Annotated in this window: 23 protein-coding genes and 1 tRNA gene; 5 read left to right on the top strand and 19 right to left on the bottom strand. The window is 69.4% G+C overall.

Annotated features, from left to right (window positions below; all coding sequences use genetic code 11):
* Positions 1-265 precede the first annotated feature (265 nt).
* The gene (locus tag HUT19_RS17325) at positions 266-1,492 is read left to right on the top strand and encodes an amidohydrolase family protein (protein WP_176181352.1); all 1,227 of its coding nucleotides are present in this window, start codon (positions 266-268) and stop codon (positions 1,490-1,492) included.
* Between the two features lie 225 nt (positions 1,493-1,717).
* Here the strand turns inward: HUT19_RS17325 and HUT19_RS17330 are convergent, their stop codons facing one another.
* The 4 genes from HUT19_RS17330 to HUT19_RS17345 all read right to left on the bottom strand — a co-directional run bounded on the left by HUT19_RS17330 (position 1,718) and on the right by HUT19_RS17345 (position 5,686).
* Entirely contained in the window at positions 1,718-4,120 is a 2,403-nt protein-coding gene (locus HUT19_RS17330; protein WP_176181353.1) for an excinuclease ABC subunit UvrA, read from the bottom strand.
* A gap of 226 nt (positions 4,121-4,346) precedes the next feature.
* The gene (locus HUT19_RS17335) at positions 4,347-4,763 is read right to left on the bottom strand and encodes a VOC family protein (protein WP_176181354.1); all 417 of its coding nucleotides are present in this window, start codon (positions 4,761-4,763) and stop codon (positions 4,347-4,349) included.
* A gap of 10 nt (positions 4,764-4,773) precedes the next feature.
* Complete coding sequence (locus HUT19_RS17340; protein WP_254885623.1) at positions 4,774-5,193, bottom strand: helix-turn-helix transcriptional regulator; 420 nt, start codon at positions 5,191-5,193, stop codon at positions 4,774-4,776.
* A gap of 118 nt (positions 5,194-5,311) precedes the next feature.
* On the bottom strand, positions 5,312-5,686 hold the full coding sequence (locus tag HUT19_RS17345) for a hypothetical protein (protein ID WP_176181356.1): 375 nt from the start codon (positions 5,684-5,686) through the stop codon (positions 5,312-5,314).
* Between HUT19_RS17345 and HUT19_RS17350 the strand changes: the two genes are divergently transcribed.
* Positions 5,679-5,894, top strand: coding sequence for a hypothetical protein (locus tag HUT19_RS17350; RefSeq protein WP_176181357.1), 216 nt, complete (start codon positions 5,679-5,681; stop codon positions 5,892-5,894). The genes HUT19_RS17345 and HUT19_RS17350 overlap by 8 nt on opposite strands.
* Before the next feature lie 178 nt (positions 5,895-6,072).
* On the opposite strand, the gene HUT19_RS17355 is transcribed toward HUT19_RS17350, so the two are convergent.
* The 10 genes from HUT19_RS17355 to HUT19_RS17400 form a co-directional block, all read right to left on the bottom strand.
* Positions 6,073-7,308: a tyrosine-type recombinase/integrase gene (locus tag HUT19_RS17355; protein WP_176181358.1), complete on the bottom strand. Its 1,236-nt coding sequence runs from the start codon at positions 7,306-7,308 to the stop codon at positions 6,073-6,075.
* 76 nt (positions 7,309-7,384) lie between these two features.
* Complete coding sequence (locus HUT19_RS17360; protein WP_176181359.1) at positions 7,385-7,630, bottom strand: helix-turn-helix domain-containing protein; 246 nt, start codon at positions 7,628-7,630, stop codon at positions 7,385-7,387.
* Positions 7,631-8,088: 458 nt separating this feature from the next.
* On the bottom strand, positions 8,089-9,564 hold the full coding sequence (locus tag HUT19_RS17365; RefSeq protein WP_176181360.1) for an ATP-binding protein: 1,476 nt from the start codon (positions 9,562-9,564) through the stop codon (positions 8,089-8,091).
* 2 nt (positions 9,565-9,566) lie between these two features.
* On the bottom strand, positions 9,567-10,427 hold the full coding sequence (locus HUT19_RS17370) for a bifunctional DNA primase/polymerase (protein ID WP_176181361.1): 861 nt from the start codon (positions 10,425-10,427) through the stop codon (positions 9,567-9,569).
* Positions 10,428-10,522: 95 nt separating this feature from the next.
* Complete coding sequence (locus HUT19_RS17375) at positions 10,523-12,367, bottom strand: ATP-binding protein (protein WP_176181362.1); 1,845 nt, start codon at positions 12,365-12,367, stop codon at positions 10,523-10,525.
* Positions 12,368-12,738: 371 nt separating this feature from the next.
* Positions 12,739-13,047, bottom strand: coding sequence for a hypothetical protein (locus HUT19_RS17380; protein ID WP_176181363.1), 309 nt, complete (start codon positions 13,045-13,047; stop codon positions 12,739-12,741).
* Between the two features lie 17 nt (positions 13,048-13,064).
* Entirely contained in the window at positions 13,065-13,406 is a 342-nt protein-coding gene (locus tag HUT19_RS17385; RefSeq protein ID WP_176181364.1) for an RRQRL motif-containing zinc-binding protein, read from the bottom strand.
* Positions 13,406-14,416, bottom strand: a complete 1,011-nt coding sequence (locus HUT19_RS17390; RefSeq protein ID WP_176181365.1) for a DUF2637 domain-containing protein — start codon at positions 14,414-14,416, stop codon at positions 13,406-13,408. Before HUT19_RS17390 ends, HUT19_RS17385 begins: the two co-directional genes overlap by 1 nt.
* Entirely contained in the window at positions 14,413-14,709 is a 297-nt protein-coding gene (locus tag HUT19_RS17395; RefSeq protein ID WP_176181366.1) for a DUF6303 family protein, read from the bottom strand. Before HUT19_RS17395 ends, HUT19_RS17390 begins: the two co-directional genes overlap by 4 nt.
* Positions 14,706-14,963, bottom strand: a complete 258-nt coding sequence (locus HUT19_RS17400; RefSeq protein WP_176181367.1) for a DUF6284 family protein — start codon at positions 14,961-14,963, stop codon at positions 14,706-14,708. Before HUT19_RS17400 ends, HUT19_RS17395 begins: the two co-directional genes overlap by 4 nt.
* Positions 14,964-15,541: 578 nt before the next feature.
* Here HUT19_RS17400 and HUT19_RS17405 point away from each other — a divergent pair.
* Together HUT19_RS17405 and HUT19_RS17410 are read left to right on the top strand one after the other, a co-directional pair.
* The gene (locus HUT19_RS17405; RefSeq protein ID WP_176181368.1) at positions 15,542-16,309 is read left to right on the top strand and encodes a GntR family transcriptional regulator; all 768 of its coding nucleotides are present in this window, start codon (positions 15,542-15,544) and stop codon (positions 16,307-16,309) included.
* Positions 16,306-16,875 (top strand): GNAT family N-acetyltransferase, encoded by a 570-nt coding sequence (locus HUT19_RS17410; protein ID WP_176181369.1) that lies wholly within the window; start codon positions 16,306-16,308, stop codon positions 16,873-16,875. Before HUT19_RS17405 ends, HUT19_RS17410 begins: the two co-directional genes overlap by 4 nt.
* A 541-nt stretch (positions 16,876-17,416) precedes the next feature.
* Here the strand turns inward: HUT19_RS17410 and HUT19_RS17415 are convergent.
* Positions 17,417-17,498, bottom strand: a tRNA-Tyr gene (locus HUT19_RS17415).
* A gap of 189 nt (positions 17,499-17,687) precedes the next feature.
* Between HUT19_RS17415 and HUT19_RS17420 the strand changes: the two genes are divergently transcribed.
* Positions 17,688-18,176 carry a YajQ family cyclic di-GMP-binding protein gene (locus HUT19_RS17420; RefSeq protein ID WP_176181370.1) on the top strand — a complete coding sequence of 163 codons (489 nt, stop codon included), beginning with the start codon at positions 17,688-17,690 and terminating at the stop codon, positions 18,174-18,176.
* Between the two features lie 419 nt (positions 18,177-18,595).
* Here HUT19_RS17420 and HUT19_RS17425 read toward each other — a convergent pair whose 3' ends face one another.
* The 4 genes from HUT19_RS17425 to HUT19_RS17440 form a co-directional block, all read right to left on the bottom strand.
* On the bottom strand, positions 18,596-18,988 hold the full coding sequence (locus HUT19_RS17425) for a YccF domain-containing protein (RefSeq protein WP_176181371.1): 393 nt from the start codon (positions 18,986-18,988) through the stop codon (positions 18,596-18,598).
* Complete coding sequence (htpX, locus tag HUT19_RS17430) at positions 18,985-19,848, bottom strand: zinc metalloprotease HtpX (RefSeq protein ID WP_176181372.1); 864 nt, start codon at positions 19,846-19,848, stop codon at positions 18,985-18,987. Before htpX ends, HUT19_RS17425 begins: the two co-directional genes overlap by 4 nt.
* A gap of 147 nt (positions 19,849-19,995) precedes the next feature.
* Entirely contained in the window at positions 19,996-21,591 is a 1,596-nt protein-coding gene (locus tag HUT19_RS17435) for an NADH-quinone oxidoreductase subunit N (protein WP_176181373.1), read from the bottom strand.
* Positions 21,591-23,210 (bottom strand): NuoM family protein, encoded by a 1,620-nt coding sequence (locus HUT19_RS17440; RefSeq protein WP_176181374.1) that lies wholly within the window; start codon positions 23,208-23,210, stop codon positions 21,591-21,593. The genes HUT19_RS17435 and HUT19_RS17440 overlap by 1 nt, the downstream gene beginning before the upstream one ends.
* Between the last annotated feature and the right edge of the window lie 2 nt (positions 23,211-23,212).

Here is a 23,212-nt window from a genome sequence, read left to right on the forward strand (position 1 = left end):
CGGTCGCCCGCCTCACCCGGGGTGCCGGTGCGTGCGCGCGTTGCCGAGCCGAGACCACGTGTGATCGACGATGCGTTCACCGATACCTCCCGGCCGTTGGACGTGTGCACTGCGTTTGCCCTGCGCACCCGGGCGAAAACGGGGCTCACGGAACATGTCCCTTGTTGCCTGGGGCGGCGCCCCCTACCCTGCAACATATCTGACGGCCCGTCAGATATGGTTCCCGGCGGCCAGGGACCGCCGGGCGACATGGGGAGATGGCGGGATGACTGGCGAGACGAACGGCGGGGCCGGGCTGCCCATGGTCATCAGCGTGGACGACCATGTGATCGAGCCCGCGCACCTCTTCGAGACCTGGCTTCCGGCCAAGTACCGGGACCGTGGCCCCAAACCGCTCACGGCCGGTATCGGGGAGCTGGCGTACATCGGCGGCAAGTACCGGATCACCACCGATCCGGACGGCCAGCCCACCGACTGGTGGGAGTACGAGGGGGACCTCTTCCCGTACAAGCGCATCATCGCGGCCGTCGGCTTCTCCCGGGACGAGATGACGCTCGAGGGCATCACCCGCGACATGATGCGCCGCGGCTGCTGGGACCCCAAGGCCCGGCTCGCCGACATGGACATGAACCACGTCGAGGCGTCCCTGTGCTTCCCGACCTTCCCCCGCTTCTGCGGCCAGACCTTCGCCGAGGCGGACGACAAGGACGTCGGCCTCGCCTGTGTACGCGCGTACAACGACTGGATGGTCGAGGAGTGGTGCGGCGACAGCGGCGGACGGCTGATCCCGCTGTGCCTGATCCCACTGTGGGACGTGGAGCTGGCCGTCCAGGAGATCCGGCGGAACGCGGCGCGCGGGGTGCGGGCGGTGACCTTCAGCGAGATCCCCACCTATCTGGGCCTGCCCAGCATCCACAGCGGCTACTGGGACCCCTTCTTCGCCGAGTGCGAGGCCACCGGCACGGTGGTGTGCATGCACATCGGCTCGTCCTCGCAGATGCCCGCCGCCTCCCCGGACGCCCCGCCCGCCGTCCAGGCGTCGCTGAGCTTCAACAACGCCATGGCGTCGATGACGGACTTCCTCTTCAGCGGTGTGCTGGTGAAGTTCCCGCGGCTCAAACTCGCCTATGCAGAGGGCCAGATGGGCTGGATCCCCTACGCCCTGGAGCGCGCGGACGACGTCTGGGAGGAGCACCGGGCCTGGGGCGGAGTACGCGACCTGATCCCCGAGCCGCCGTCCACGTACTACTACCGGCAGATCTACTGCTGCTTCTTCCGCGACAAGCACGGGGTCGCCTCGCTGAAGACGGTCGGGGAGGACAACGCGACGTTCGAGACCGACTACCCGCACGTCGACTCGACCTGGCCGCACACCCGGCGGATCGCGGCCGAGCACGTGGCGGGGCTGTCGGCGGAGACGACGTACAAGATCCTGCGGGGCAACGCGATCCGGATGCTGGAGCTGGACTTCGACCCAGGGCGTACGTGCTAGGCGTGCTGTCCGGACAGCGCGACGTCCGCGGGCGTCACCTTGGTGACGGCAAATGAGGCGACGGCAAATGAGGCGACGGCAAATGAGGCGCCCGCCGAGGGGATTCGGCGAACGCCTCTCCTCCAGAATCCCGGAACGCGGCCGACACGTCATGAGCACTGAGTACACAACTGTGTAAGCAGTGAGTCCACTTGTGGCTGTGTCCGGTGTCCTCGAGAGCCTCGGTCAGCCGCCCACGTACGCCGCGAGGTGCTCGCCGGTGAGGGTGGAGCGGGCGGCGACCAGGTCGGCGGGTGTGCCCTCGAAGACGATCCGGCCGCCGTCGTGGCCGGCACCGGGGCCGAGGTCGATGATCCAGTCGGCGTGCGCCATGACCGCCTGGTGGTGCTCGACGACGATGACCGACTTACCGGAGTCGACGAGCCGGTCGAGCAGGCCGAGCAGCTGCCCGACGTCGGCGAGATGCAGACCGGCGGTCGGTTCGTCGAGGACGTAGACGCCGCCCTTCTCCGCCATGTGCGTGGCCAGCTTGAGCCGCTGCCGCTCGCCGCCGGACAGCGTGGTGAGCGGCTGGCCGAGGGTGAGGTAGCCGAGCCCGACGTCGGCGAGTCGGCCGAGGATGCGGTGCGCAGCGGGCGTACGCGCCTCCCCGGCGCCGAAGAACTCCTCCGCCTCGGTCACCGACATCGCCAGCACCTCGCTGATGTCACGGCCGCCGAGGTGGTGGTCCAGCACCGAGGCCTCGAACCGCCTCCCCTCGCACTCCTCGCAGGTGGTGGTGACGCCCGCCATCATCGCCAGGTCGGTGAAGATGACACCGGCGCCGTTGCAGTGGGGGCAGGCGCCCTCGGAGTTGGCGCTGAACAGCGCCGGCTTCACACCATTGGCTTTCGCGAACGCCTTGCGGATCGGGTCGAGCAGTCCGGTGTACGTCGCCGGGTTGCTCCGGCGCGAGCCCCGGATCGGTGCCTGGTCCACCGACACCACCCCCGCACCGGCCGGTATCGACCCGTGCACGAGCGAGCTCTTGCCGGAGCCGGCGACGCCGGTGACGACGGTGAGTACCCCGAGCGGGATGTCGACGTCGACGTCGCGCAGGTTGTGCGCCGTCGCACCGCGGATCGGAAGCCGGCCGGTGGGCGTCCGCACCGACTCCTTGAGGGAGGCCCGGTCGTCGAAATGGCGGCCGGTGACGGTGCCACCGGCCCGCAGCCCCTCGACGGTGCCCTCGAAGCAGACGGTGCCGCCCGCCGTACCGGCGCCGGGCCCGAGGTCGACGACGTGGTCGGCGATCGCGATCGTCTCCGGCTTGTGCTCCACGACGAGCACCGTGTTGCCCTTGTCCCGCAGCCGCAGCAGCAGGTCGTTCATCCGCTGGATGTCATGGGGGTGCAGCCCCGTGGTCGGCTCGTCGAAGACGTAGGTGACGTCGGTGAGCGAGGAGCCGAGCTGGCGGATCATCTTGACGCGCTGCGCCTCGCCACCCGACAACGTCCCCGACGACCGGTCCAGGCTGAGATAGCCCAGCCCGATCTCCACGAACGAATCGAGCGCGTGTTGCAGCGCCGCCAGCAGCGGCGCGACGGACGGCTCGGCCAGACCGCGTACCCACACGGCCAGGTCCCTGATCTCCATCGCGCAGGCGTCGGCGATGCTGATCCCCTCGATCTTCGACGACCGGGCCCCCTCGCTGAGCCGGGTGCCGTCGCACTCGGGACAGGTGGTGAAGGTGACCGCCCGTTCCACGAACGCCCGGATGTGCGGCTGCAACGCTTCCTTGTCCTTGGACAGGAACGACTTCTGGATCTTGGGGATCAGCCCCTCGTAGGTGAGGTTCACGCCCTCGACCTTCACCTTGGTCGGCTCCCGGTGGAGGAAGTCCTGCATCTCCTTCGCGGTGAACTCGCGGATCGGCTTGTCCGGGTCGAGCAGGCCCGACTCGGCGTAGACCCGCACGGTCCAGAAGCTGTCCGACTTCCAGCCGGGGATGGTGAACGCACCCTCGGCGATCGACTTGGAGTCGTCGTAGAGCTGGGTGAGGTCGATGTCGGAGACCGTGCCCCGGCCCTCGCAGCGCGGACACATACCGCCGGTGCGGGAGAAGGTCGCCTTCACCGCCTTCTTGGCGCCGCGCTCGACGGTGATCGCACCGCTCGCCCGGACCGAGGGGACGTTGAAGGCGTACGCGCCGGGCGGGCCGATGTGCGGCTGCCCGAGCCTGCTGAAGAGGATGCGCAGCATCGCGTTGGCGTCGGTGGCGGTGCCGACCGTGGAACGGGTGTCGGCACCCATCCGCTGCTGGTCGACGATGATCGCGGTGGTCAGCCCCTCGAGTACGTCGACCTCGGGCCGCGCCGGCGTCGGCATGAAGCCCTGGACGAAGGTGCTGTACGTCTCGTTGATCAGCCGCTGGGACTCCGCGGCGATCGTGTTGAACACCAGCGAGCTCTTGCCCGAGCCGGAGACGCCGGTGAACACCGTCAGCCGGCGCTTCGGGAGTTCGACGCTGACGTCCTTGAGGTTGTTCTCGCGCGCGCCGTGCACGCTGATCAGGTCGTGGCTGTCGGCGTTGTGCGGCGCAGGCGACTGCGGGTCCGCGCTCGGGGCCACACTCGGGGCGGTGCTCATCGTGTCTCCCTCTGTTACGCGGGCCGCCTGCGCGGTCTCCGTCGGCGTCGCCTGACTCGACCTGACTCGATCTGACTCGATCTGATCGGCTTCGAGCAGTACGTCTGGTTCTACTTGGTCAGCGCGGCGGCAGCAACGGTTCACCGCTCACCTGTTCGGTGACATCGGTCGGGCCGGGGCCGCGCTTGGCGCCGGTGGGGTGGCGTCCGGTGCTCGGAACCGGAGCTCACTGCCCGCGAGGCTGGTTGAAGCGCAGCATGTTGCCGGAGGGATCGCGGAAGGCGCAGTCGCGGACCCCGTAGGGCTGGTCCATCGGCTCCTGGAGCACCTCGCCCCCCGCGGCGCGGATGCGCTCGAAGGTGGCGTCGCAGTCGTCGGTCCTGAAGATGACACCGCGCAGCAGGCCCTTCGCCAGGAGTTCCGCCATGGCCGTCCGGTCGGCGGGCGAGGCGTTCGGGTCCGCGAGGGGCGGCTCGAGAACGATGGACACATCGGGCTGCGACGGCGCGCCGACGGTCACCCAGCGCATCCCCTCGAACCCGACGTCGTGGCGTACCTCGAAGCCGAGAACATCCCGGTAGAAGGCGAGCGCCTGGTCGTGGTCGTGAACGGCGATGAAGCACTGCGAAAGCGTGATGTCCATGCGCTTGACGCTACGGTCGGGCTGCGGGTTTCGCTTCTCCATTCCTGACCGGTCGCGTGTAGATCTTGGCGATACAGGCCGGGATGGCGGCGCCCTCCTCATGACGGCGGGCCCGGTACGAGCTCGGGCTCTCGCCGACCAGCTCCGTGAACCGCGAGCTGAACGACCCCAGCGATGTGCAGCCGACCTCGAAGCACACCTCGGTCACGGTCAGATCACCCCGCCGCAGCAGCGCCTTGGCCCGCTCGATCCGGCGCGTCATCAGATAGCTGTACGGCGTCTCCCCGAAGGCGGCGCGAAAGCTGCGGGAGAAGTGGCCCGGCGACATGAGGGCGACGCGCGCCAGCGCCGGAACGTCGAGCGGCTTCGCGTAGTCGCGGTCCATCCGGTCACGGGCCCGGCGCAGCCGGACGAGGTCCTCCAGCGTCACGCGACCCACCATCCCACAGCACCAGGCGACGACAACGGCCCCCGGCGGCATTCTCGCAGCTCGGGGGCCGTTTACCCAGTGTGGCGACGATGCCAGGACGCGACCCCGGCCCCTGTCGTCAGACCGGGGTACCCGGCACGGGCGTGAACCCAGGGGCGCACGCCGTCGCGATGTTCGCCGCGGTGAAGGCGGTCGCGCTGGTGTTGCACCGGGCCGCGTAAATGACTCCGTCACCTCCCAGCAGGGAGATGAAGAGGTGGCCGGGGTCCTCCTCGGTCACGGACAGGGCCGTGTCCTCCGTGCAGGTCGGCGCACCGGGGACGAGGGTGAGGTCGATCCAGACCCCCGGGCCCCGGCTGTCCTCGAGGAAGGCGTGTCCCCAGCGGTCCGTCGTGGCACGGAAGAGCGTCTCGAACAGACCGCTGCCCGAGTAGTCCACGACGGCGGAGCTGACGTCGCGCTCCCGCGACGTACAGAATCCGCCCGTGGACACGGACGACGAAGCGGACGACGAAATGGAGGGGGAAGCGGACGGGGAAACGGACGAGAAAACCGACGACGAAGCGGTGGAAGTGGCCGATGGGTCGTCCGCGGTCGCGGGTACGGTCCCGAGAGCCCCGACGAGGAGAACTCCCGACGCTGCCGCGAGGCCCCTGGCCGCCCAAGCGAGCTTCTTCATGTTCCTGCCTTTCTGGCCGTGAATAAAGGGTCCATCGGCGGCCGAGCGGAAGGCATCTCTTCGAGACCGCATTGCGCTGATCCATCCAGAACGCCGTAAAGGACCATGGCAAGAAGAAGTAGCCTTTGCGATCACGCCCCCGACCTGCGCCTACGGCGCGGATCGGGGGCGTTTTCACGGCCCGGGCCCACTGTGGGCCCTCAGTCCCCCGAGCCTTGCGGCCGGAGCGCCAGCCCGAGAGCCTTCCGGGCGCGGTCCCGGCTACTCGGCATGAGGTGCGCGTACACCTTCAGGGTCAGGCCCGGGTCGGAGTGCCCGAGATACTCGCTCACGGCCTTGATGCTCTCCCCCGCGTCCAAGAGAACGGACGCGTAGAAGTGCCGCAGGGCGTGCATGCCGTGTTCGCGAGCGGCGGCGTGCTCGCGGCTCTTGGCCTTCGGGATGACGCCGACCTTCGCGAGGGCGGGCTTCCAATGGTCCTCGTTCAGCGACGTACGCCAGACGTGCCCGCCGTTGGGCCCACTGAAGATCAGGCGTTTGGTCACAGGCTGGCCGTTCGCCCGCATCCACGGCAACGTGACCTCGACGGGCGGGAAGCGCTCGATGTGCTTCTTCAGCGCCTCCGCCACGGGATCGGGCAGAGGCACGTCACGGAGCTTGCCGCCCTTCGGAGGCGCGAACACGGCCTTGCTCAGGCTCAGCTTGAGTTGCTGCACCACGTGCAGGGTGTTGGTGTCGAAGTCCAGCTCATCGACGCACAAGCCGAGGATCTCGCCCTGTCGCAGGCCGCAGCCAGCGCCCATGTCGACCATGGTGCGGAAGCGCTCGACCATGGCGGCCCGCACGGTGAAGACGCGTTCCGGCTGCCACGGGACGACACGGCGCATGCCCATCTCGGGGAGCGTCACCGTGCGCGAGTTGCAGGGATTCCGGCGAAGGTAGCCGTCCTCGACGGCCGCGCTGAGAGCGGCGCGGACGTTGGAGAAGATCACACGGGCGTACGCGCCGGACATGCCGGACGCTTCGAGCTGCGTTACGAACTCGCGGATGTGGCTCGGCTGGAACGACCCGAGCGGACGTGACCCGATGCGGGGAAAGGCGTGCAGCCTGAGTTGGGACTGCATCGACGCTCGGGTGTTCGGGTCTCCGCTCTGGCTCGCAAGCCACTCCTCCGCGAACTCCTGAAAGGACGTCCGGGACGCGTTCGGGTCGATGTAGTCACCGCGAGCCACGTCCGCAGCCATCTTGCTCAGCCACTGCTCGGCGAGGCGCTTCTGTCCGTCGGCGAACGACTTGCTCTTGCGTTTCCCGTCAGGCGCGAAGTAGCGGGCCCTGTAACGCAGCCCCTGGCCGTAGCGAGCGGTCTTGACTCGGACGGTCTTGCCGTCGGCGTTGGTCTCGGTCTTGAGCCAGCGGTCTTGGATGCTGCCTGCCATGAGAGGCGGGGTCCTTTCCCAGCATGGAGCAGGGGCAGCCGTTGAACGGCTGCCCCTGACGGTGTGTGAGGTTGCGTCAGGCCGCGACGCGGTCGACGTTCTTGAGCTGAGTGACGTAGGCCCCTACTTCGGCGGGGTCGTAGCGAACGTGCTTACCGACGCGGAAGCCGGGAGGACCGGTGCGCTTCCTGCGCCACTGGTAGACGGTTTCGAGGGGGACGCCGAAGATCTCGGCGATGTCGTCGGGAGTGAGGTACCGGTCGAGGACACCGCTGCGGAGGGTGGCGCGGGGGTCGGGTTGAGCGGAACGGGTTCGGCTCATGGGGTCCTCAGAGGTTGAGTCGCGTTGGCTTCGGGGGTGTCTCGGACTCCGCGTGTGTCCGAGGTGCGGATTTCTGCGTCATTGCGTCATCAGCGTCATTCATGCTTTTGACCTGCGGTTTTGTGTGACGCAGCGGCTAGGGGGTGCGTCATCGGCGCGTCATGAGCTGTGTCATCGCATGACGCAGATGACGCAGGATGACGCAGAGGCCGCCGTCTGCGTCATGCCTCTTGCCGCAGGTCAGGGGCCGTTTTCTCGTCCGCATGACGCAGATGACGCAGCGTCTTCCCTCTTAGGACAAAAGAGGGGGTGTCTGTTGTAGTTCGGTGGCGCCTCAAAGCGTGAAGAAGGAGCCGCTTCGCGGCGCGACCCTTGGGCGGCGTTCCGCCGAACAGCAAGAGGAGCACGCCTCGGCCCTGGTGCTCTTCTTGCTTGTCCAGGCGAGCGGCGTTCGCGGGTCAGGCCAGCCGCTTCTGCTCGTGTGGGGGCGGGGTGGCCGGGCGGGTCATTTCGAGGTAGCGGCCCTCGCTGGTGCGGCCGGTGTCGATGAGGACACCACGAGCGGCAAGCGTCGGCTGGAGGCGCTTGAGCCGGTCGGAGAGGACTTTGCCCGTGGTCGGCCAGCCCTTGGGCAGGGCACGCAGTTCATCGCCGCTGTAGAGGCGACTGAGGCAGTGCAGCCACTCGGTAGACGTCATCCGCTGCTCGCCGCCCGGCTCGATGGTGTCGGCATGCCTGAGAACGGTCTGCGCGAGGAGATCGCCCTCGATCACGTCGTCGTTCAGGTCGTCCAGACTGGCCCGGTAGGCGGTGAGCGCCCCCAGGCCGGTTGCCGCATCGAGCTGCGCGCACAGGTGCGCGAAGTCTGCCATCCGCAGGTCGGTGGGGGTTTCCGCCTCAACCGCGCGGATCTTGACAGTGAGGTCAAGGAGAGAGCCGAGAACGACGGGCAGAACTTCCGCGTACTCCGTCCAGAGTTCTGCCTCGGTGCGCCGGACGCGGGGCCGCTCCAGTCGCAGCGGCAGGAGCCGTTCCGCCAGGTCGGGCCGGATGACTCCCACATCGATCCCGGTCAGGAGCAGGGGGCGGCGGTAGCGAGCGCGGAACACGTCCCCGTCGGTGAAGAGGGCGCGCTTGACGTTCTCGGCGCCGGTGACGATGCAGCACATGGCGTCGGACAGGTCCGGCGTCATGTGGGAGAGGTTGTCCAGGGCGGTGACCCATCCGGCCGCCACCGCCGCGATCAGGTTCTCCTCGTCCTTCGGCGCGCGGCGCAGGTCACCGCTCATGCCCTCGATGATCCGCACGAGCATCCGGCCGCCGGTGGACTTCCCCGCGCCCTGCGGTCCGGTGAGGAACGGCGCGGGAACGGGCACGGACGGCCCGAGGCAACCGACCAGCCAGGCGATAGCCAGGCACTCGGTCTCTGCGTTGGCGAAGTTGCACAGGCGGAGCAGGAGGTCGATGCCCTTGCCGTCGGTGTCCTTGGCGGGCAGGGGCAGTTCCCCAGTGAGCTGGGTGCGCCGCCAGCACACCTCGCGCGGGTCGGGAGTGAGGATGTCCCAGCCGGTGGGGTGGATGCGGACGGACTTCCCGTCATCGCGGCCCAGGTCCAGCCACGTCGCCCCGTCGAATCCGGGGGCGACGCGGATGTGGACGGGCTGCACGTCCTCAGACAGCGCGAGCGCTTCGATCAGGTCCAACGCCTCCTTCAACGCGGTCCCGTTGAACACGCCGCGCCCGTCCTTGAACAGGCCGACCATGAGTTCCTGGCGGTGGCTGCCCGTGGTGCCCTGGGAGCGGATCGGACGGGCCACGGGGTGACCGTTCTTCTGCGCGTACACGGTGCCGTCGGGGGTGCGGAAGTACCGGAAGTGCGCCTGTGCGTAGTCGGTGATGATCTCGCGGGCCGGGGTCTTGTCGTCGTCGGACATGGCTACAGTCCCAACCTGGTCAGGGCGTTGGTCCACGCGTCGGTGCAGTGCCGGGCGGTCTCGCCCTTGGCCTGTGCGGCGGTGAAGAGCCGCGCGGTGTGCGCTTCGGTGAGGCAGCCGCACCGGCCGTGCGTGGACAGCACGGCGAGGAACGTGCGGTAGACGGTGGCGTGCACCGCACTGGTGGCCTGGGCGATGCGCTGTTCCGCCATGGCGATGCCACGGTCCAGGTACGTGGGCGTGCGGTGAGGGCACTCCCCGCCCCTGGCCCGTGTGGGCACCGTGAGGGGCTGCGGCGCGGACCGGGGTGTGGCGGGTTTCTGGACGGCCAGGGCGCGCACGGCGTCCGGCAGGTGGGCCATCGTGCCGGAGCCGAATCCGAGCCACCGGGCGTAGGCCATCGTGGACTTGATGTCCACGCCCGGCCGGACCGCGTTCGCGGACTGCATGGCACCGAAGTAGAGCCAGTGCTCGCCGCGCGTGGTGGGCACGGTCTGCGTGGCGGGCAGGTTCGCGCGGGCCCACGCGATCGCGTCGGCGTCGTCCAGGTCCACGACCGTCAACCCCGCCCCGCCCGGGTGGTAGGCGACCGCACTCGCGCACCGCCAGGCGCGCCGCCAGACGCCAGAACCGACGACGTTTGGGTCGGTGGTCGCGGCGGACCACGCGTGGCAGGGCGCCGGGCAGGCGCAGGGGCCGGGGGTCTTCATGTTGGGTCGGCCGCCACAGGCGTTGTTCGCGCAGCGCGTGCAGTTACCGAACGGCACCTTCCCGGCTCGTAACGGCAGCACGGGCACGCCGGAGGCTGCCAGAGAGAGAGCGGTATGCAGGTGCTCTGCCCGAATGGTGGTCGGTTGGGTCATGCTGGAGGTCTCCAGTTCGTGAGTGGCGTGCTGGATTGGCGGCGGCCCCGGTTCTTGGCGGAGTGGGGGCCGCCGTTGTCGTTCACGTGGAGTCGTCAGGCAGCCTGCTGACCAGGCAGGAGACGGCCGTCGGCGGTCCGATGCAGAGCCCCGCCAGCGGTGAGTGCCTTGATCTCCCGGGAGACGGTGCCCTTGTTGAGGCCGGTCGCCTCGGCGATGTCTTTGGCGGTGCGGGCACCGGACTGCACGGCTGCCAGCACCTTGTCCCGGTTGGTCGCCGCCCCAGACGGTGCGGCCGTCTCCTTGACCAGGTGCAGCGGCGTTCGCGGCGACGAATCGCCCGGGGTCTGCTTGGGGGTCCAGATGGACTTGGGCAGGGCGCGCACGCCCGCGTCGTCCAGGGTCCAGGTGCGCAGCATGCGCGGCCCGTAGCCCTTGAGGTAGCCGTGCCCCCGGTACTCGCGGCCGTCGGGGATCTGGTGCGGCGCGTAGTGCGCGCAGTCATCCAGCGCGACCTGGGCCTGAGTCGTACCGGCCACCCGCAGCGAGAACCGCGTCAGGAGGTTCGGCGCGATCAGCTTGTGCACACCCGGCGCACCACCATCGGTCAACGGGTACTGCGTCGCCCACCACAAAACGACACCGCGCGAGCGACCCAGAGAAGACAGCTCGATCAAACGCTGTAGCCGGTCCTTGTCCTTGGTGATCAGGGCCAGGATCACCTGTCCCTCGTCCACGACGACGGTGAGCTGACGGCCGTCCCACACGCTGATGCCGCGCTTCTTCATGTCGACTTTGCGGCGGGTCATCTCCGCGTGCGCCTCGTCCACCGCGTCCGTGATGTCGTCGCGTTCCACGGCGACGCGGCACGCGGACTCCCAGATGTTGGCCTCTTCGCCCTTGCCGTCGATGAGCAGCAGGTCACCGCGCAGGTGGGCGGTGGCCATGAGCGGACGGAACGACCAGGACTTGCCGGTGCCGGAGGCGCCGGAGACCAACAGCCGCTCATCGAACGGGATCAGGACCTCATCACCGGTCTCGGTGTCCAGACCGAGGCTCATCATCATCAGGTCGGACGGGATGCGGTCCGGAGTCCACAGCGAGGAGACGCCCGCGGCTGCCGACCGGGTGGCCAGGGTCAGAACGGCCCACCCGCCGCGCGAGGCGGAGGTGATCCGTATGCGCAGCGCGGTGCGGGCACCCAGCAGCGCCCGGACCGAGTCGGCCTTGTCCGCGAGCGTCTTGACCGTCCACGTGCCATCCAGCCGGATCTCACACCGGATGCCGCCCGGCTCCATGGCGGGAGGCGTGGTGACCGTGCCCGACAGGCCACGGTCGGGGGCGTGCTCGACCCAGTACGACGGGTCGAGCCGCTCCATGAGCTGACGCTCTTCCAGCGACAGCGACTCATCCACCGGCACCCGCAGCCTGCGCCGCCCGAGCGCGAGACCAGCGACATTCGCCCCGATCAGCACAGCCGAGGTGGCGACCGGCCAGACGGTCAGGTGCGAGGTGGACATGAGCGCGGACGCGACAGCACTCGGCATGGCGTGCACCGAGTGCGCCTGGATCGCGCGAGCCTTGAGGGTGCTGGGGTAGTTCACCCGCGCGGCCTTGAGCTTGGCGCGGGTGTCCCGCTCGTGCCTCAAGGCTGCCTTGCTCGCGACACGTGCGGCGCGGCGACCGGCCGCGAACGGATTCTTCGACGCGGCGCGCGCGCTGAGTTGCTGCGACTTGGCGGTGGCGTGCGTGGAACGCGCGGCGTTGTGCTCCTTCTGCGCCGCCATGAGCGCCTTGAGGTGTTCTGGGGTGCGCAGCTTGTCACGCCGGTCTGCCTCAAGGTCCCAGCGGGCCGCGAACGGCACGCACACCGGGGCGAGCGAGTCCAGTGCCGCGTTGGTGGTGTTGGTGGTGGTCGACCATGCTTGCTTCCAGTCCACGAAAGGGTCCTCCAAGACCGTGGATGAGGGCCGGTGCGCCGTTGCGTGGCGTGACCGGCCCGCCCGAGTTGCAGCGGTCGGTGCTGTCGGTTGCGTCGACAGCACCGGTTGAACCCCTGCAACCACATCTGATCTGCGACGTTGCAGAGTTGAGCGGTGGGGAGGGGTGGGGGCCCTACGCGCACGCGCGCGTAGAGCGGCGGAATAACTGGTTGTGCAACCCCCCTCGCGGGGCCCTGAAGGGCCGTTCACGGCCCGGGGGGTCTCCACCCCCACAGAAGGGGGGCCGGACGCGCTGCGGGCCGTCTACGGCCTCCGCCCCTTTCCAGGGAAGGCGGGGGCCGTAGGCCGACGGTGCGGGCTCTGCCGACTCAGTTCTTGGGGCGTGCGAGGCGGAGGGTGATCCCGCCGATGCCGACGGGTCCGGCCACGCTGCCGATGGCGACGGCCGTGTGCACGGCGAAGTCGAGCAGCGCCACGAACATCGCCACTAGACCGAACACCCCCACGACGCCCGCACCTGCGACGATGATGGGGAACAGGTAGTGACGCAGGGGGCGCCCGGTCTGGTCGGTGGTGTGCACGACGATGACAACCGGTTGCCCGGTGGCTTCGGCGCGGCGGTAGGCGTCGGCGGGTATGTGCGGGGCGATGATCCCCGGCGGGTCACGGTGGGCCATCAGGGCTCTCCCTCAGATCAGTTGGGGGCTGCGCAGGGCACGCACGCCCCGAGCGCGGCGGGGATGACGTATCCGGCATCACGTCGGCACAGGGGGCAGGTCCGCCGGGCACGGTTGGCCCTGGCGAGGGCCGCCCGGCGGGCCGGTGTCATCGGCCGGACGGCCTTCGCTCCGTCGATGCGGTAGAGATAGGCGACCAGCGGCCCCCGCGCTCGGCGCGGGCGCTGGAGTTCGGCGGCCACGTCCTGACCACCCGGACGCAGCCCCAGCGCACGGAGCTGCCGACGGGTGGCCAATCCGTCCGGGGCGAGCCGCCACCGGTACACAGGCAGCGAGCCACTGGCCGATGCGGTGGTCATCAGCGGCCCGTGCTAGCCAGGTCAACCGGAACGCCGTTGACCGGCCCGCGCAGCTCGGCATATCGGGAAGAGACCCACCCGACCGACCAGCCGCACAGCTCGGCTGCGGTCCGCACCGACAGGCCCTCGGCATGCGCGGCGGCCACGATGGCGCGCGCGTCGTCCTCGGGCAGCTTGTCCGAGGCGGGGCCGCCGGACAGCAGAGCAGCGCGTTCACGCGCGGCCCGCTCCTCCCGCTCCGCCTGTTCACGGCGCTCACGCTCCAGACGCTCGGCCCGCTCCCGCTCCGCGCGTTCGGCGGCTTCCCGCTCACGGCGTTCACGCTCCCGCTGAATCTGTTCACGCTCACGCTCAAGGCGTTCACGCTCCTCGTGCTCGGCACGCTCACGGGCCTGCTCGCGGTCGCGTTCCTCACGCCGCGCGGCGGCTTCCCGGTCGGCCTGTTCACGGGCCATGCGGGCTTCGTGCTCACGCTGTTCACGGGCCAGCGCCGCCGTGTGCTCGCGTTCCTCACGGGCCCGCCGCGCAGCCTCGTCACGCCGCTCGGCGGCGGCCCGCTCGCGGGCGTCCCGGTCGGTTTGCTGCTTGGCTTCCAGCGCCAGCACGGCGGCGGTGATCGCTCGCCGGTAGGCGAGTCCGGTCTCTGCCGTGACGATCAGCAGCAGCGGCGCGACCGCGTGCACGGCCACGCCCACCAGGTCCTTTTGCAGCGCGGAGTCCGCGACGTTCAGGGCCAGGGTCATGCATCCAGTCATCCACCGCAGGACGATGGGCCACCGTCCGCCGTTGCCCCCGAGGCGGGCCAGCACCGCGTCCAGGCGGACCACGATGACCACGGCGGCATCCACGACAAGCGGCAGGATGGGCGCGGTCCAGTCCCACCGTTCGGGGGTGTGCGCGGCGGCGAGCGGGGTGACGGTGAGGATCGAGTAGAGCATCGCGCCCGCCACGATCAACCACGTGCCGACCGACAGCGCGCGCTCGGCTGAACGGATCTGAACGGCGTTCACGCGCTCACCTCCGGCAGTGAACGGACCCGGATCGCAGCGATCAGCACGACCGGGGAAGCGGGGTCATTGGGGATCTCGCTGTCCTCGGTCCACGTCCACTCAGCGCCCGCTACCGGCTCGAACCCGAGCAGGCTGAGCGCGTCCGTACGGTCCGTGAACGTCGGGACCGAGCGCCCGAACCGATGCTCGGGCCACTGCTCGGTCGTGTTCAGCAGCGCCACGTACAGACGCCAGCGGCCCTGTCGGACGGACATCTGCGCGGTGAACTCCCGCGCGCTCTTCTGTCCGCTCACGCCGCGCCACCCCAGTGCGCGTCCGTGGCCTGGTTCACCAGCGCGGTGAGCAGTCGGCGGCGGGCCCGGCGGATACGCCGGATATCCAGCTCCGTCGGCGTGCGGTCGAGGGTGATGATCTGCGCGTCCAACAGGTCGACATCCGCGAGGATCGCGGGCATCTCCTCCTCGATCGCGTCCAGCTCGGCGTTCGTCGGCTCCATGAAGTCGGCGAACGCGGTAACAGCGTCCTGAACAGTAACGATGTGTTCCATTGGGTCGTGTGTCCTTCCACAGGTGAACGGCCCGAACAGCGGCCCCGGTGTTCCAGCACCGGGGCCGCGCGCCGTTGAAGTCGGTAGATCCGGCTCCCCTCAGCGCTGCTCGTACGAGACGAGCAGCGGAGGCAACCGGCCGCCGCACGGATGCGGCGGAAGTCAGAGATGCGCGGGCCTGAGCCGCGCTGGACACCTTTTGCGGGAGGTGACGGCCCGTACTGCGCGATATGGATCTGTGCCTCAGTCCCGCTCCTCCGAGGAATCGCATCCCGGTCTCTTCGCACGGCGTGGGTGCCCTTGGGCAGATCCGTTCTTTTGAGTCGGCACGTGTCCCTGACGGGAGATGACCGACTGGTCTCCGCTCACCTCGGCTGGTTTGGTCACGGCCGTCGTGTCTGTGGCGGATCACGCTGTTGAGTTTTCGGCGCAGGCGGGCACACTTGGAGGTGTTACACCACCTGCTCAGCTTGTTGGTACAAGCCGATGCAGTGATGCTGCACCGACGGACAGTGATGCGTCAAGGGGTTAGGGACTGCATGTACCAACAAGTTGCGCGAGTGCGTCATGATGGGGCCATGAACAAGCAGCCGAAGTACCGGCAAGTGGCCGACGTCCTACGCCGCGAGATCGTCAACGGCACCCATGCGCCTGGATCGCGGCTGCCCTCTGAGAACGACCTACAGCAGCGCTTCGACGCGTCGCGGAACACCATCCGCAATGGGCTGAGTCTGTTGGTCAGTGAGGGGCTGATCTCGTCCAGTCAGGGACTCGGATACGAGGTCAAGTCGCATGAGGTGTTCGAGCTCAACGCGTCTCGCTTCGAGAACCTGACATTTCCGCAGAACGGCGACGCGTACAACACGGACGTGACGAACGCGGGGCGCCGCCCGCACCAGACGTTCCGTGTCGAGATGCTGCCTGCGTCGCAGGAGATCGCTGAGCGACTGAAGATCGAGCCGAGTACGAAGACGGTATTGCGGTTCTGTCATCGCTATGTGGACGACGTTCCATGGTCCACACAAGCGACCTACTATCCATCGTGGCTGGTAGACGAGTCGCCGCGACTGGCTGAGCCGGGCGACATCGCTGAGGGCACGACACGCTATCTCGCTTCCCGGGGTATCGAACAGGTCGGGTACTTCGACGAGATCGCGGCTCGAATGCCCACGCCTGAGGAGGCTCGCCTACTGGAGATTGGAGCCGGTGTGCCGGTCATGCTCTGGACCCGAACGGGCTACTCGCCGGATCGCCCCATCCGATGCACGATCACGACGTTTCGGGGCGACCTGAACCGGATGAACTACGAGATCGGCGAACTGTCCGCCCGAATCGAGAACGCGTGATCATCTCTCTCGCGGAGCCGCACGACGTGGCCAAGCTGCTGGCCTTCCGGGAGGAGGCCGCAGCTTGGCTTGCCCGTCTCGGCACCGACCAGTGGCGACGCCCCTATCCCGCTGACAAGCTGCTGGAGACCATCGAGGCAGGGACTGTCTTCATGGTTGTGGACGGCGATGCGACGGTCGCGACCATCACTCTGACTCCCGACGCAGAAGCGGGGCTCTGGACAGAGCAGGAACTCGCGGAGCCCTCTCTGTTCATCAACAAGCTCACTGTGGCGCGCACGCATGCCGGGGCGAACGTCGGGGGGCGCCTGCTCGATTGGGCGGGGGATCGGGCCTATGAGGCCGGAGCCAAGTGGCTCCGTCTGGACGCGTGGACGACTAACGAGGGGCTTCAGGCGTACTACCTTCGGCAAGGCTTCGAGCATGTTCGGACAGTCCTTGAGGGAGTGGCCGTGAACGGCGGCCCTCGGGTGTCTGGCTGGCTTGCTCAGCGCCCAACACGTCCTGCTGAGCACGGTTTCACGGACGACACCCCCAAGCCGGGAGGGGGCTGCTCTTCTTCGTGAGTGAGGCCCGGGGCGAGACCGCCGGGCCCTCTCTGGGCCCTCCGAGGTCGACCGCCGACGACCAACAACGACCAACAACGACGGCCCAACCGCTGGTCAGCCGAGGTGTGCGGCCCGCTGACCAGGGGCGAAAAACGGGCCCGCCAGACCCAGGGCGAGAAGCGACATTCCACGGGAGCGGCGCATACTTCTATATTGTTTGATTAATCACCTGTGGGGAGCACGCCTCATACCCCTGATGGAGCACCGGCGACGCCGTCGAGGCCGCCCGGCGCCCCCGCCGGTGCCCCGCGTCCACCGCGGGAGCCGCCCGCGTCATGCTGACCGAGGCTCCACGGAACACGCGCGCCGGGTGCTCCGTCGGAGCACCCGGCGCGCGTGTGTCCAGCAGCCCCGCGTCGGCCTCTTCGGCACGCATGCGTCATGCTGCGGCTGAACTCAGGGGCGGAAGGACGAGATCGCCCATCGGGCGCGATCCCCACTTCCTCACGAGAACGGCCCCCGGCCGCGTTTCCGCGGCTCGGGGGCCGTTTGCCCAGTGTGGCGGCGCCAGGATTCGAACCTGGGTAGGCTAAGCCGACGGATTTACAGTCCGCTCCCATTGGCCACTCGGGCACACCGCCTGGGATGTGGCCAGGCGCTCCGCTTGCGCGTCGCTGCTCCCTGGCAACGACGTAAACAATACCTGATGCGGAGGGGTGGTTCGCCACCCGGTTGATCGCCTCTGGATCATGGCCGAGATCGCTAGGCTGGCTGATGCGGTCCGTGGGGCCGTGCCACTGACGGATCTACGTACGAGGAGCCAACTCAAGATGGCCGACTCCAGTTTCGACATCGTCTCGAAGGTCGAGCGGCAGGAGGTCGACAACGCTCTCAACCAGGCGAGCCGCGAGATCTCCCAGCGCTACGACTTCAAGAACGTCGGCGCCTCGATCGAGTGGTCGGGCGAGAAGATCGAGATGCGTGCCAACTCCGAGGAGCGGGTGAAGGCGATCCTCGATGTCTTCCAGTCCAAGCTGGTGAAGCGCGGGATCTCGCTCAAGTCGCTGGACGCGGGCGAGCCGCAGGCGTCGGGCAAGGAGTACAAGATCTTCGCTTCGCTGCAGGAGGGGATCACGCAGGAGAACGCGAAGAAGGTCGCCAAGATCATCCGCGATGAGGGGCCGAAGGGCGTCAAGGCGCAGGTGCAGGGCGAGGAGCTGCGGGTGACATCCAAGAGCCGGGACGATCTCCAGTCGGTGATCGCGCTGCTCAAGGGCAAGGACTTCGACTTCGCGCTCCAGTTCGTGAACTACCGCTAGCCCGTCCGACCTGCGCGAACGCCATCACGCAGAGTTCGTGGGGGCACAACGGGGCATATCGCCGAGCGGAGTCTCAGCCGGTGTCCTCGTTGTGCCCTCGGTCGCGCTCGGTCCTCGTCCGAGGTCGGGCAGCAGCACGTCGTGGAGGTCCGCTCCGCCACCTGGGCGCGCGGCCCGCCCGTCCAGGCGCCCGACAGTGATGGCTTCTGGTGGCGTCACGTAGTGCTCCTCGGACGGTCGCGCGGAACCGATGCCGCGCGGGGCGGCACGCGGGAACGGTACGGCACGCGTGGGCTGTTCGGCTCGCACGTACCTCTGGGCCGTGGCGTGGTCGACCTCGAACGGTCCGGCGAAGCGGCCCAGTTGTTCCTGTGGCGAAGCACTGCGCTGAGCGAGCGGCGGGCCCGAGCCACCCGCGCTCAGCGGCCCGCGAAGGGCTGGTCGGTCGGGACGATCTCGTGGCCGAGGGGGGTGAGGGAGATCGGGATCAGCTTGAAGTTGGCCAGGCCCAGGGGGATGCCGATGATCGTCAGGCACATCGCGACACCGGTGATGATGTGCCCGAGGGCGAGCCACCAGCCCGCGAGGACGAGCCAGAGGACGTTTCCGACGCAGGAGGGGGCGCCCGCGTCGCGGCGGGGGACGGCCATGCGGCCGAAGGGCCACAGGGCGAAGCCCGCGATGCGGAACGAGGCGATGCCGAAGGGGATGCCGATGATGGTGATGCACAGCAGCAGACCGGCCAGCACATAGCCGAGGGCCATCCAGAGGCCCGCGAAGACCAGCCAGATGATGTTCAGGATCGTCTTCATCGCTGGTCGCCTGCCATCTGCTCGAGCCGGGCGATGCGCTCCGCCATGGGCGGGTGGGTGGAGAAGAGCTTGGACATGCCGCCACCGGCTCCGAAGGGGTTGGCGATCATCATATGGCCGGCGGTCTCCAACCGGGGCTCGGGGGGCAGCGGGAGCTGCCTGGTCCCGGCGTCCAGCTTGCGCAGGGCGCCGGCGAGGGCGAGGGGGTCGCCGGTGAGCTGGGCACCGGCGGCGTCCGCCTCGTACTCGCGGGAGCGGCTGACGGCGAGCTGGATGAGGGAGGCCGCCAGCGGGCCCAGGATCATGATCAGCAGCATGCCGAGGAAGCCGGGGCCCTCGTCGTCGTCGGACCGGCCGAAGGGGATCAGCCAGGCGAAGTTGACCAGGAACATCACCACGGTGGCGAGGGCGCCCGCGATCGACGAGATGAGGATGTCGCGGTTGTAGACATGGCTCAGCTCATGGCCGATGACACCGCGCAGCTCACGCTCGTCGAGCAGCCGCAGGATGCCGTCGGTGCAGCACACCGCGGCGTTCCGCGGGTTGCGGCCGGTCGCGAAGGCGTTGGGCGCCTCGGTCGGGGAGATGTAGAGGCGGGGCATGGGCTGGCGGGCGGCCGTGGAGAGCTCGCGGACCATGCGGTAGAGCTGAGGGGCCTCGAATTCGCTGACGGGGCGGGCGCGCATGGCGCGAAGGGCCAGTTTGTCGCTGTTCCAGTAGGCGTAGGCGTTGGTCGCCAGGGCGACGAAGACCGCGATGATCAGTCCCGTGCGGCCGAAGAGGCTGCCGATGACGATGATGAGCGCGGACAGTCCCCCGAGGAGTACGGCGGTCTTCAGCCCGTTGTGCCGGCGGTGCACGGTACGCCCTCCCAAGTAGTGCCGCGGGGGAACCTTCGGTGGGTGTCTCCACCTTCCAGTGGACCCTCCCGAACTGGTCAACGCCAGGTGAGGGCCACTAGTTCCCTTGTGCACGCGGTCGCGGGCCGCCGGCCGGTGAGGATCAGATCACAGCAGGGTGCCCGAGGCGAAGCGGAGCACGAGCTGAGGGGCGCCGGACAGGACGATGCCGAGGGCGGCGGCCAGGCCGATGGCGGCGGTGAGCGGGACCGCCGCCGTCCGGGTGACCGCCACCTCCCCGGCGGGCGTCTCCGCCGCGGCCGTCCGGGGGGTGGGGGCCGGGGCGCGGAAGAGCGTCGCCGTCCACTGAAGGTAGTAGTAGAGCGCGATCACCACGTTCACGGCCATCACCACGGCCAGCCAGCCCAGCCCGGCGTCGACGGCCGCGGAGAAGACGGCCACCTTGGCGAAGAGCCCGATGACGCCCGGGGGCAGCCCGGCCAGGCAGAGCAGGAAGAAGCCGAGGGCGAGGGCCGCGGCCGGGCGGGCGGCGTAGAGGCCGCGGTAGTCGGTGAGCCGGTTGCCCGGGCTGGTACGGGCCACCAGGGCGGCCACGGCGAACGCGCCGAGGTTCACGGCCGCGTACATCAGGGCGTAGGCAACCGTGGAGCCCACGGCGTGGGAGATGTCCCGCGCGCTGTCCCCGTATCCGGCGGCGGCGATCGGCACCAGCAGATAGCCCGCCTGCGCCACGGAGGACCAGGCGAGCAGCCGGACGGCGCTGAAGGCGCGCTCGGGGCGCTGGCGCAGCGCGGCGGCGTTGCCCGCGGTCATGGTCAGCGCGGCGAGGACGGCGACCACCGGGCCCCACACATCGGCGTAGGACGGGAAGGCGAGGACGGTCACCAGGATGAGGCCGGAGAACCCCACCGCCTTGCCGACGACGGACAGATAGGCGGCCACCGGGACCGGCGCGCCCACATAGGTGTCCGGCACCCAGAAGTGGAAGGGGACGGCCGCGGTCTTGAACGCAAAGCCCACCAGGGTGAGCACGACGCCCGCCTGGGCGAGCGTGTCGAGCCGTGGATCGACGTCGGTGAGGCCCTCGGCGATCCGGGACAGATGGAGGCTGCCGGTGGCGGCGTAGACGAAGCTGACGCCGAGCAGCATCACGGCGGTCGCGGTGACCGAGGAGAGGAAGAACTTCAGCGCGGCCTCGGAGGAGAGGCGGTCGCCGCGGCGCATGCCGACCAGGGCGAAGGCCGGGAGGGAGGCCACCTCCAGGGCGATGACGAGGGTCGCCAGATCGCGCGAGGCGGGCAGCAGGGCCGCGCCGGAGGCGGAGGACAGCAGCAGGAACCAGAACTCGCCCGCGGGGAGTTTGAGATCGGCGACGTTGCTGATGGACAGCAGCGCGGTGAGCAGCGCCCCGCCGAGCACCAGGAACTGGACGACGAGCGCGAAGCTGTCGGCCGTGTAGCTGCATACGTCGGCGTCGGAGGTCAGGCAGAAGGTGGAGCGGTCGCCGTCCAGCAGCGGCAGCAGGCTGAGCGCGGCCAGGGCGAGGCCCCCGACGGCCAGCCAGCCCAGGAGGGGCTTGCGGCGCTCGGGCAGGAAGAGGTCGGCGACGAGGCAGACCAGGGCGGCCACGGCGGCGAGGGTGGGCGGGGCGATGGCGAGCCAGTCGACCGACTGGACCAGGCTGCCGGCCAGCGCCGTGGAGTCCGCGGCGAGCCCGGAGGGGCCCGGGGCGATCGGGGTCATCACTTGCCTCCCGCGAGGAGCTGCTGCACGGCCGGGTCGCTGAGGCCGAGGAGGGCCGCGGGCCACAGTCCGGCGAGGACGGTGAGGGCCACCAGGGGGCTCCAGGCGGCGGCCTCGTGGCCGCGGACGTCGGCCAGGGCGGGCCGTGCGGCCCCGGGTTCGGCGGGGTGCTGTCCGGGCTCGGCGGGGTGGTCGCCCATGCATACGCGCCGTACGACGACGAGCATGTACGCGGCGGTCAGCAGGGTGCCGAAACCGGCGAGCGCCATGAAGGTGAGGTACGCCGGGCGGCTGAGGCCGTCGGCGGGGTCGAACGCGCCGAACATGGCGAGCATCTCGCCCCAGAACCCGGCGAGCCCGGGCAGCCCCAGCGAGGCGACGGCGCCGAAGGCGAGCAGTCCGCCCAGGCGCGGCGCGCGCCCGTAGAGGGCCGCGCCGGTGGTGCCCGAGAGCTGGTCGAGGTCGGTGGTGCCGGTGCGGTCCTTGAGCGCGCCGACGAGGAAGAACAGCAGCCCGGTGATCAGGCCGTGGGCGATGTTGGCGAACAGCGCGCCGTTGACCCCGGTGGGGGTGAGGGTCGCGATGCCCAGGAGCACGAAGCCCATGTGGCCGACGGAGGAGTAGGCGATCAGCCGCTTGAGGTCGCCCCTGGCCCCGGTGCGGGCGAGCGCCAGACAGGCGAGCGATCCGTAGAGGATGCCGACGACGGCGAACGCGGCGAGGTAGGGCGCGTAGGTGTGGGCGCCGTCGGGGGTCATCGGCAGCACGATGCGGACCAGCCCGTAGGTGCCCATCTTGAGCAGGACGCCCGCCAGGAGGACGGAGCCGACCGTGGGGGCGGCGGTGTGGGCGTCGGGCAACCAGCTGTGCAGCGGCCACATCGGGGCCTTGACGGCCAGTCCCACGATGATGGCCAGGGCGGCGATCAGCTGAGTGGTGTGGCCGAGTCCGGAGCCGCCCGCGCCGGAGGCGCTATCGGATGCAGGGGCGGCGAGGGCCACCATGTCGAAGGTGCCGCCCTTGAGGCCGACGAGGAGGAGGCCGAGCAGCATGACGACGGAGCCGAGCAGGGTGTAGAGGATGAACCGCCAGGCGGCGCGCTCCCGTTCGGCGCCTCCCCATCGGTTGATGAGGAAGTACATCGGGATGAGCACCGTCTCGAAGGCCAGGAAGAACAGCATCAGGTCCAGGACCGCGAAGCTGGCGAGGGTGCCGCCCTCCAGGAGCAGCAGCAGCGCGACGAACGCCTTGGGCGACGGCCCGGCGGGCTGGTTGTAGTAGCCGTAGAGCGCGCAGAGGAAGGTCAGCAGCGCGGTCAGCACCAGCAGCGGCAGCGAGACGCCGTCCACCCCGAGGTGGATCCGGATGTCCAGCGCCGGGATCCAGCTGACGTCGGTCTGCGCCTGCATCCTGGCCGGGTGGCCGTGGTCGAACCCGATGGCCAGGGCGACGGTGGCGGCCAGCACCGCACCGGTGACGGTCACGCCGTGCCGGAGCACGGCCTGCCGGGGGTCGCGGCCGCGCAGCCCGGGCGGGGCCGGGAGCAGGGCGGCGACGGAGCCGAGCAGCGGCAGTACGACGACGGCCAGGAGCAGGACGTGCAGGGCGGTGTGGTTCACGG

Origin of the sequence: Streptomyces sp. NA02950 (genome assembly GCF_013364155.1) — a bacterium.
GTDB lineage: Bacteria > Actinomycetota > Actinomycetes > Streptomycetales > Streptomycetaceae > Streptomyces.

What these genes read in the sequence shown, in the direction of transcription:
- HUT19_RS17325 (WP_176181352.1), top strand. Translation starts at nt 266, where the DNA reads ATGACTGGCGAGACGAACGGCGGGGCCGGGCTGCCCATGGTCATCAGC.
- HUT19_RS17330 (WP_176181353.1), bottom strand. Translation starts at nt 4,120, where the DNA reads ATGAGCACCGCCCCGAGTGTGGCCCCGAGCGCGGACCCGCAGTCGCCT.
- HUT19_RS17335 (WP_176181354.1), bottom strand. Translation starts at nt 4,763, where the DNA reads ATGGACATCACGCTTTCGCAGTGCTTCATCGCCGTTCACGACCACGAC.
- HUT19_RS17355 (WP_176181358.1), bottom strand. Translation starts at nt 7,308, where the DNA reads ATGGCAGGCAGCATCCAAGACCGCTGGCTCAAGACCGAGACCAACGCC.
- HUT19_RS17360 (WP_176181359.1), bottom strand. Translation starts at nt 7,630, where the DNA reads ATGAGCCGAACCCGTTCCGCTCAACCCGACCCCCGCGCCACCCTCCGC.
- HUT19_RS17365 (WP_176181360.1), bottom strand. Translation starts at nt 9,564, where the DNA reads ATGTCCGACGACGACAAGACCCCGGCCCGCGAGATCATCACCGACTAC.
- HUT19_RS17370 (WP_176181361.1), bottom strand. Translation starts at nt 10,427, where the DNA reads ATGACCCAACCGACCACCATTCGGGCAGAGCACCTGCATACCGCTCTC.
- HUT19_RS17380 (WP_176181363.1), bottom strand. Translation starts at nt 13,047, where the DNA reads ATGGCCCACCGTGACCCGCCGGGGATCATCGCCCCGCACATACCCGCC.
- HUT19_RS17385 (WP_176181364.1), bottom strand. Translation starts at nt 13,406, where the DNA reads ATGACCACCGCATCGGCCAGTGGCTCGCTGCCTGTGTACCGGTGGCGG.
- HUT19_RS17400 (WP_176181367.1), bottom strand. Translation starts at nt 14,963, where the DNA reads ATGGAACACATCGTTACTGTTCAGGACGCTGTTACCGCGTTCGCCGAC.
- HUT19_RS17405 (WP_176181368.1), top strand. Translation starts at nt 15,542, where the DNA reads ATGAACAAGCAGCCGAAGTACCGGCAAGTGGCCGACGTCCTACGCCGC.
- HUT19_RS17420 (WP_176181370.1), top strand. Translation starts at nt 17,688, where the DNA reads ATGGCCGACTCCAGTTTCGACATCGTCTCGAAGGTCGAGCGGCAGGAG.
- HUT19_RS17425 (WP_176181371.1), bottom strand. Translation starts at nt 18,988, where the DNA reads ATGAAGACGATCCTGAACATCATCTGGCTGGTCTTCGCGGGCCTCTGG.
- HUT19_RS17435 (WP_176181373.1), bottom strand. Translation starts at nt 21,591, where the DNA reads ATGACCCCGATCGCCCCGGGCCCCTCCGGGCTCGCCGCGGACTCCACG.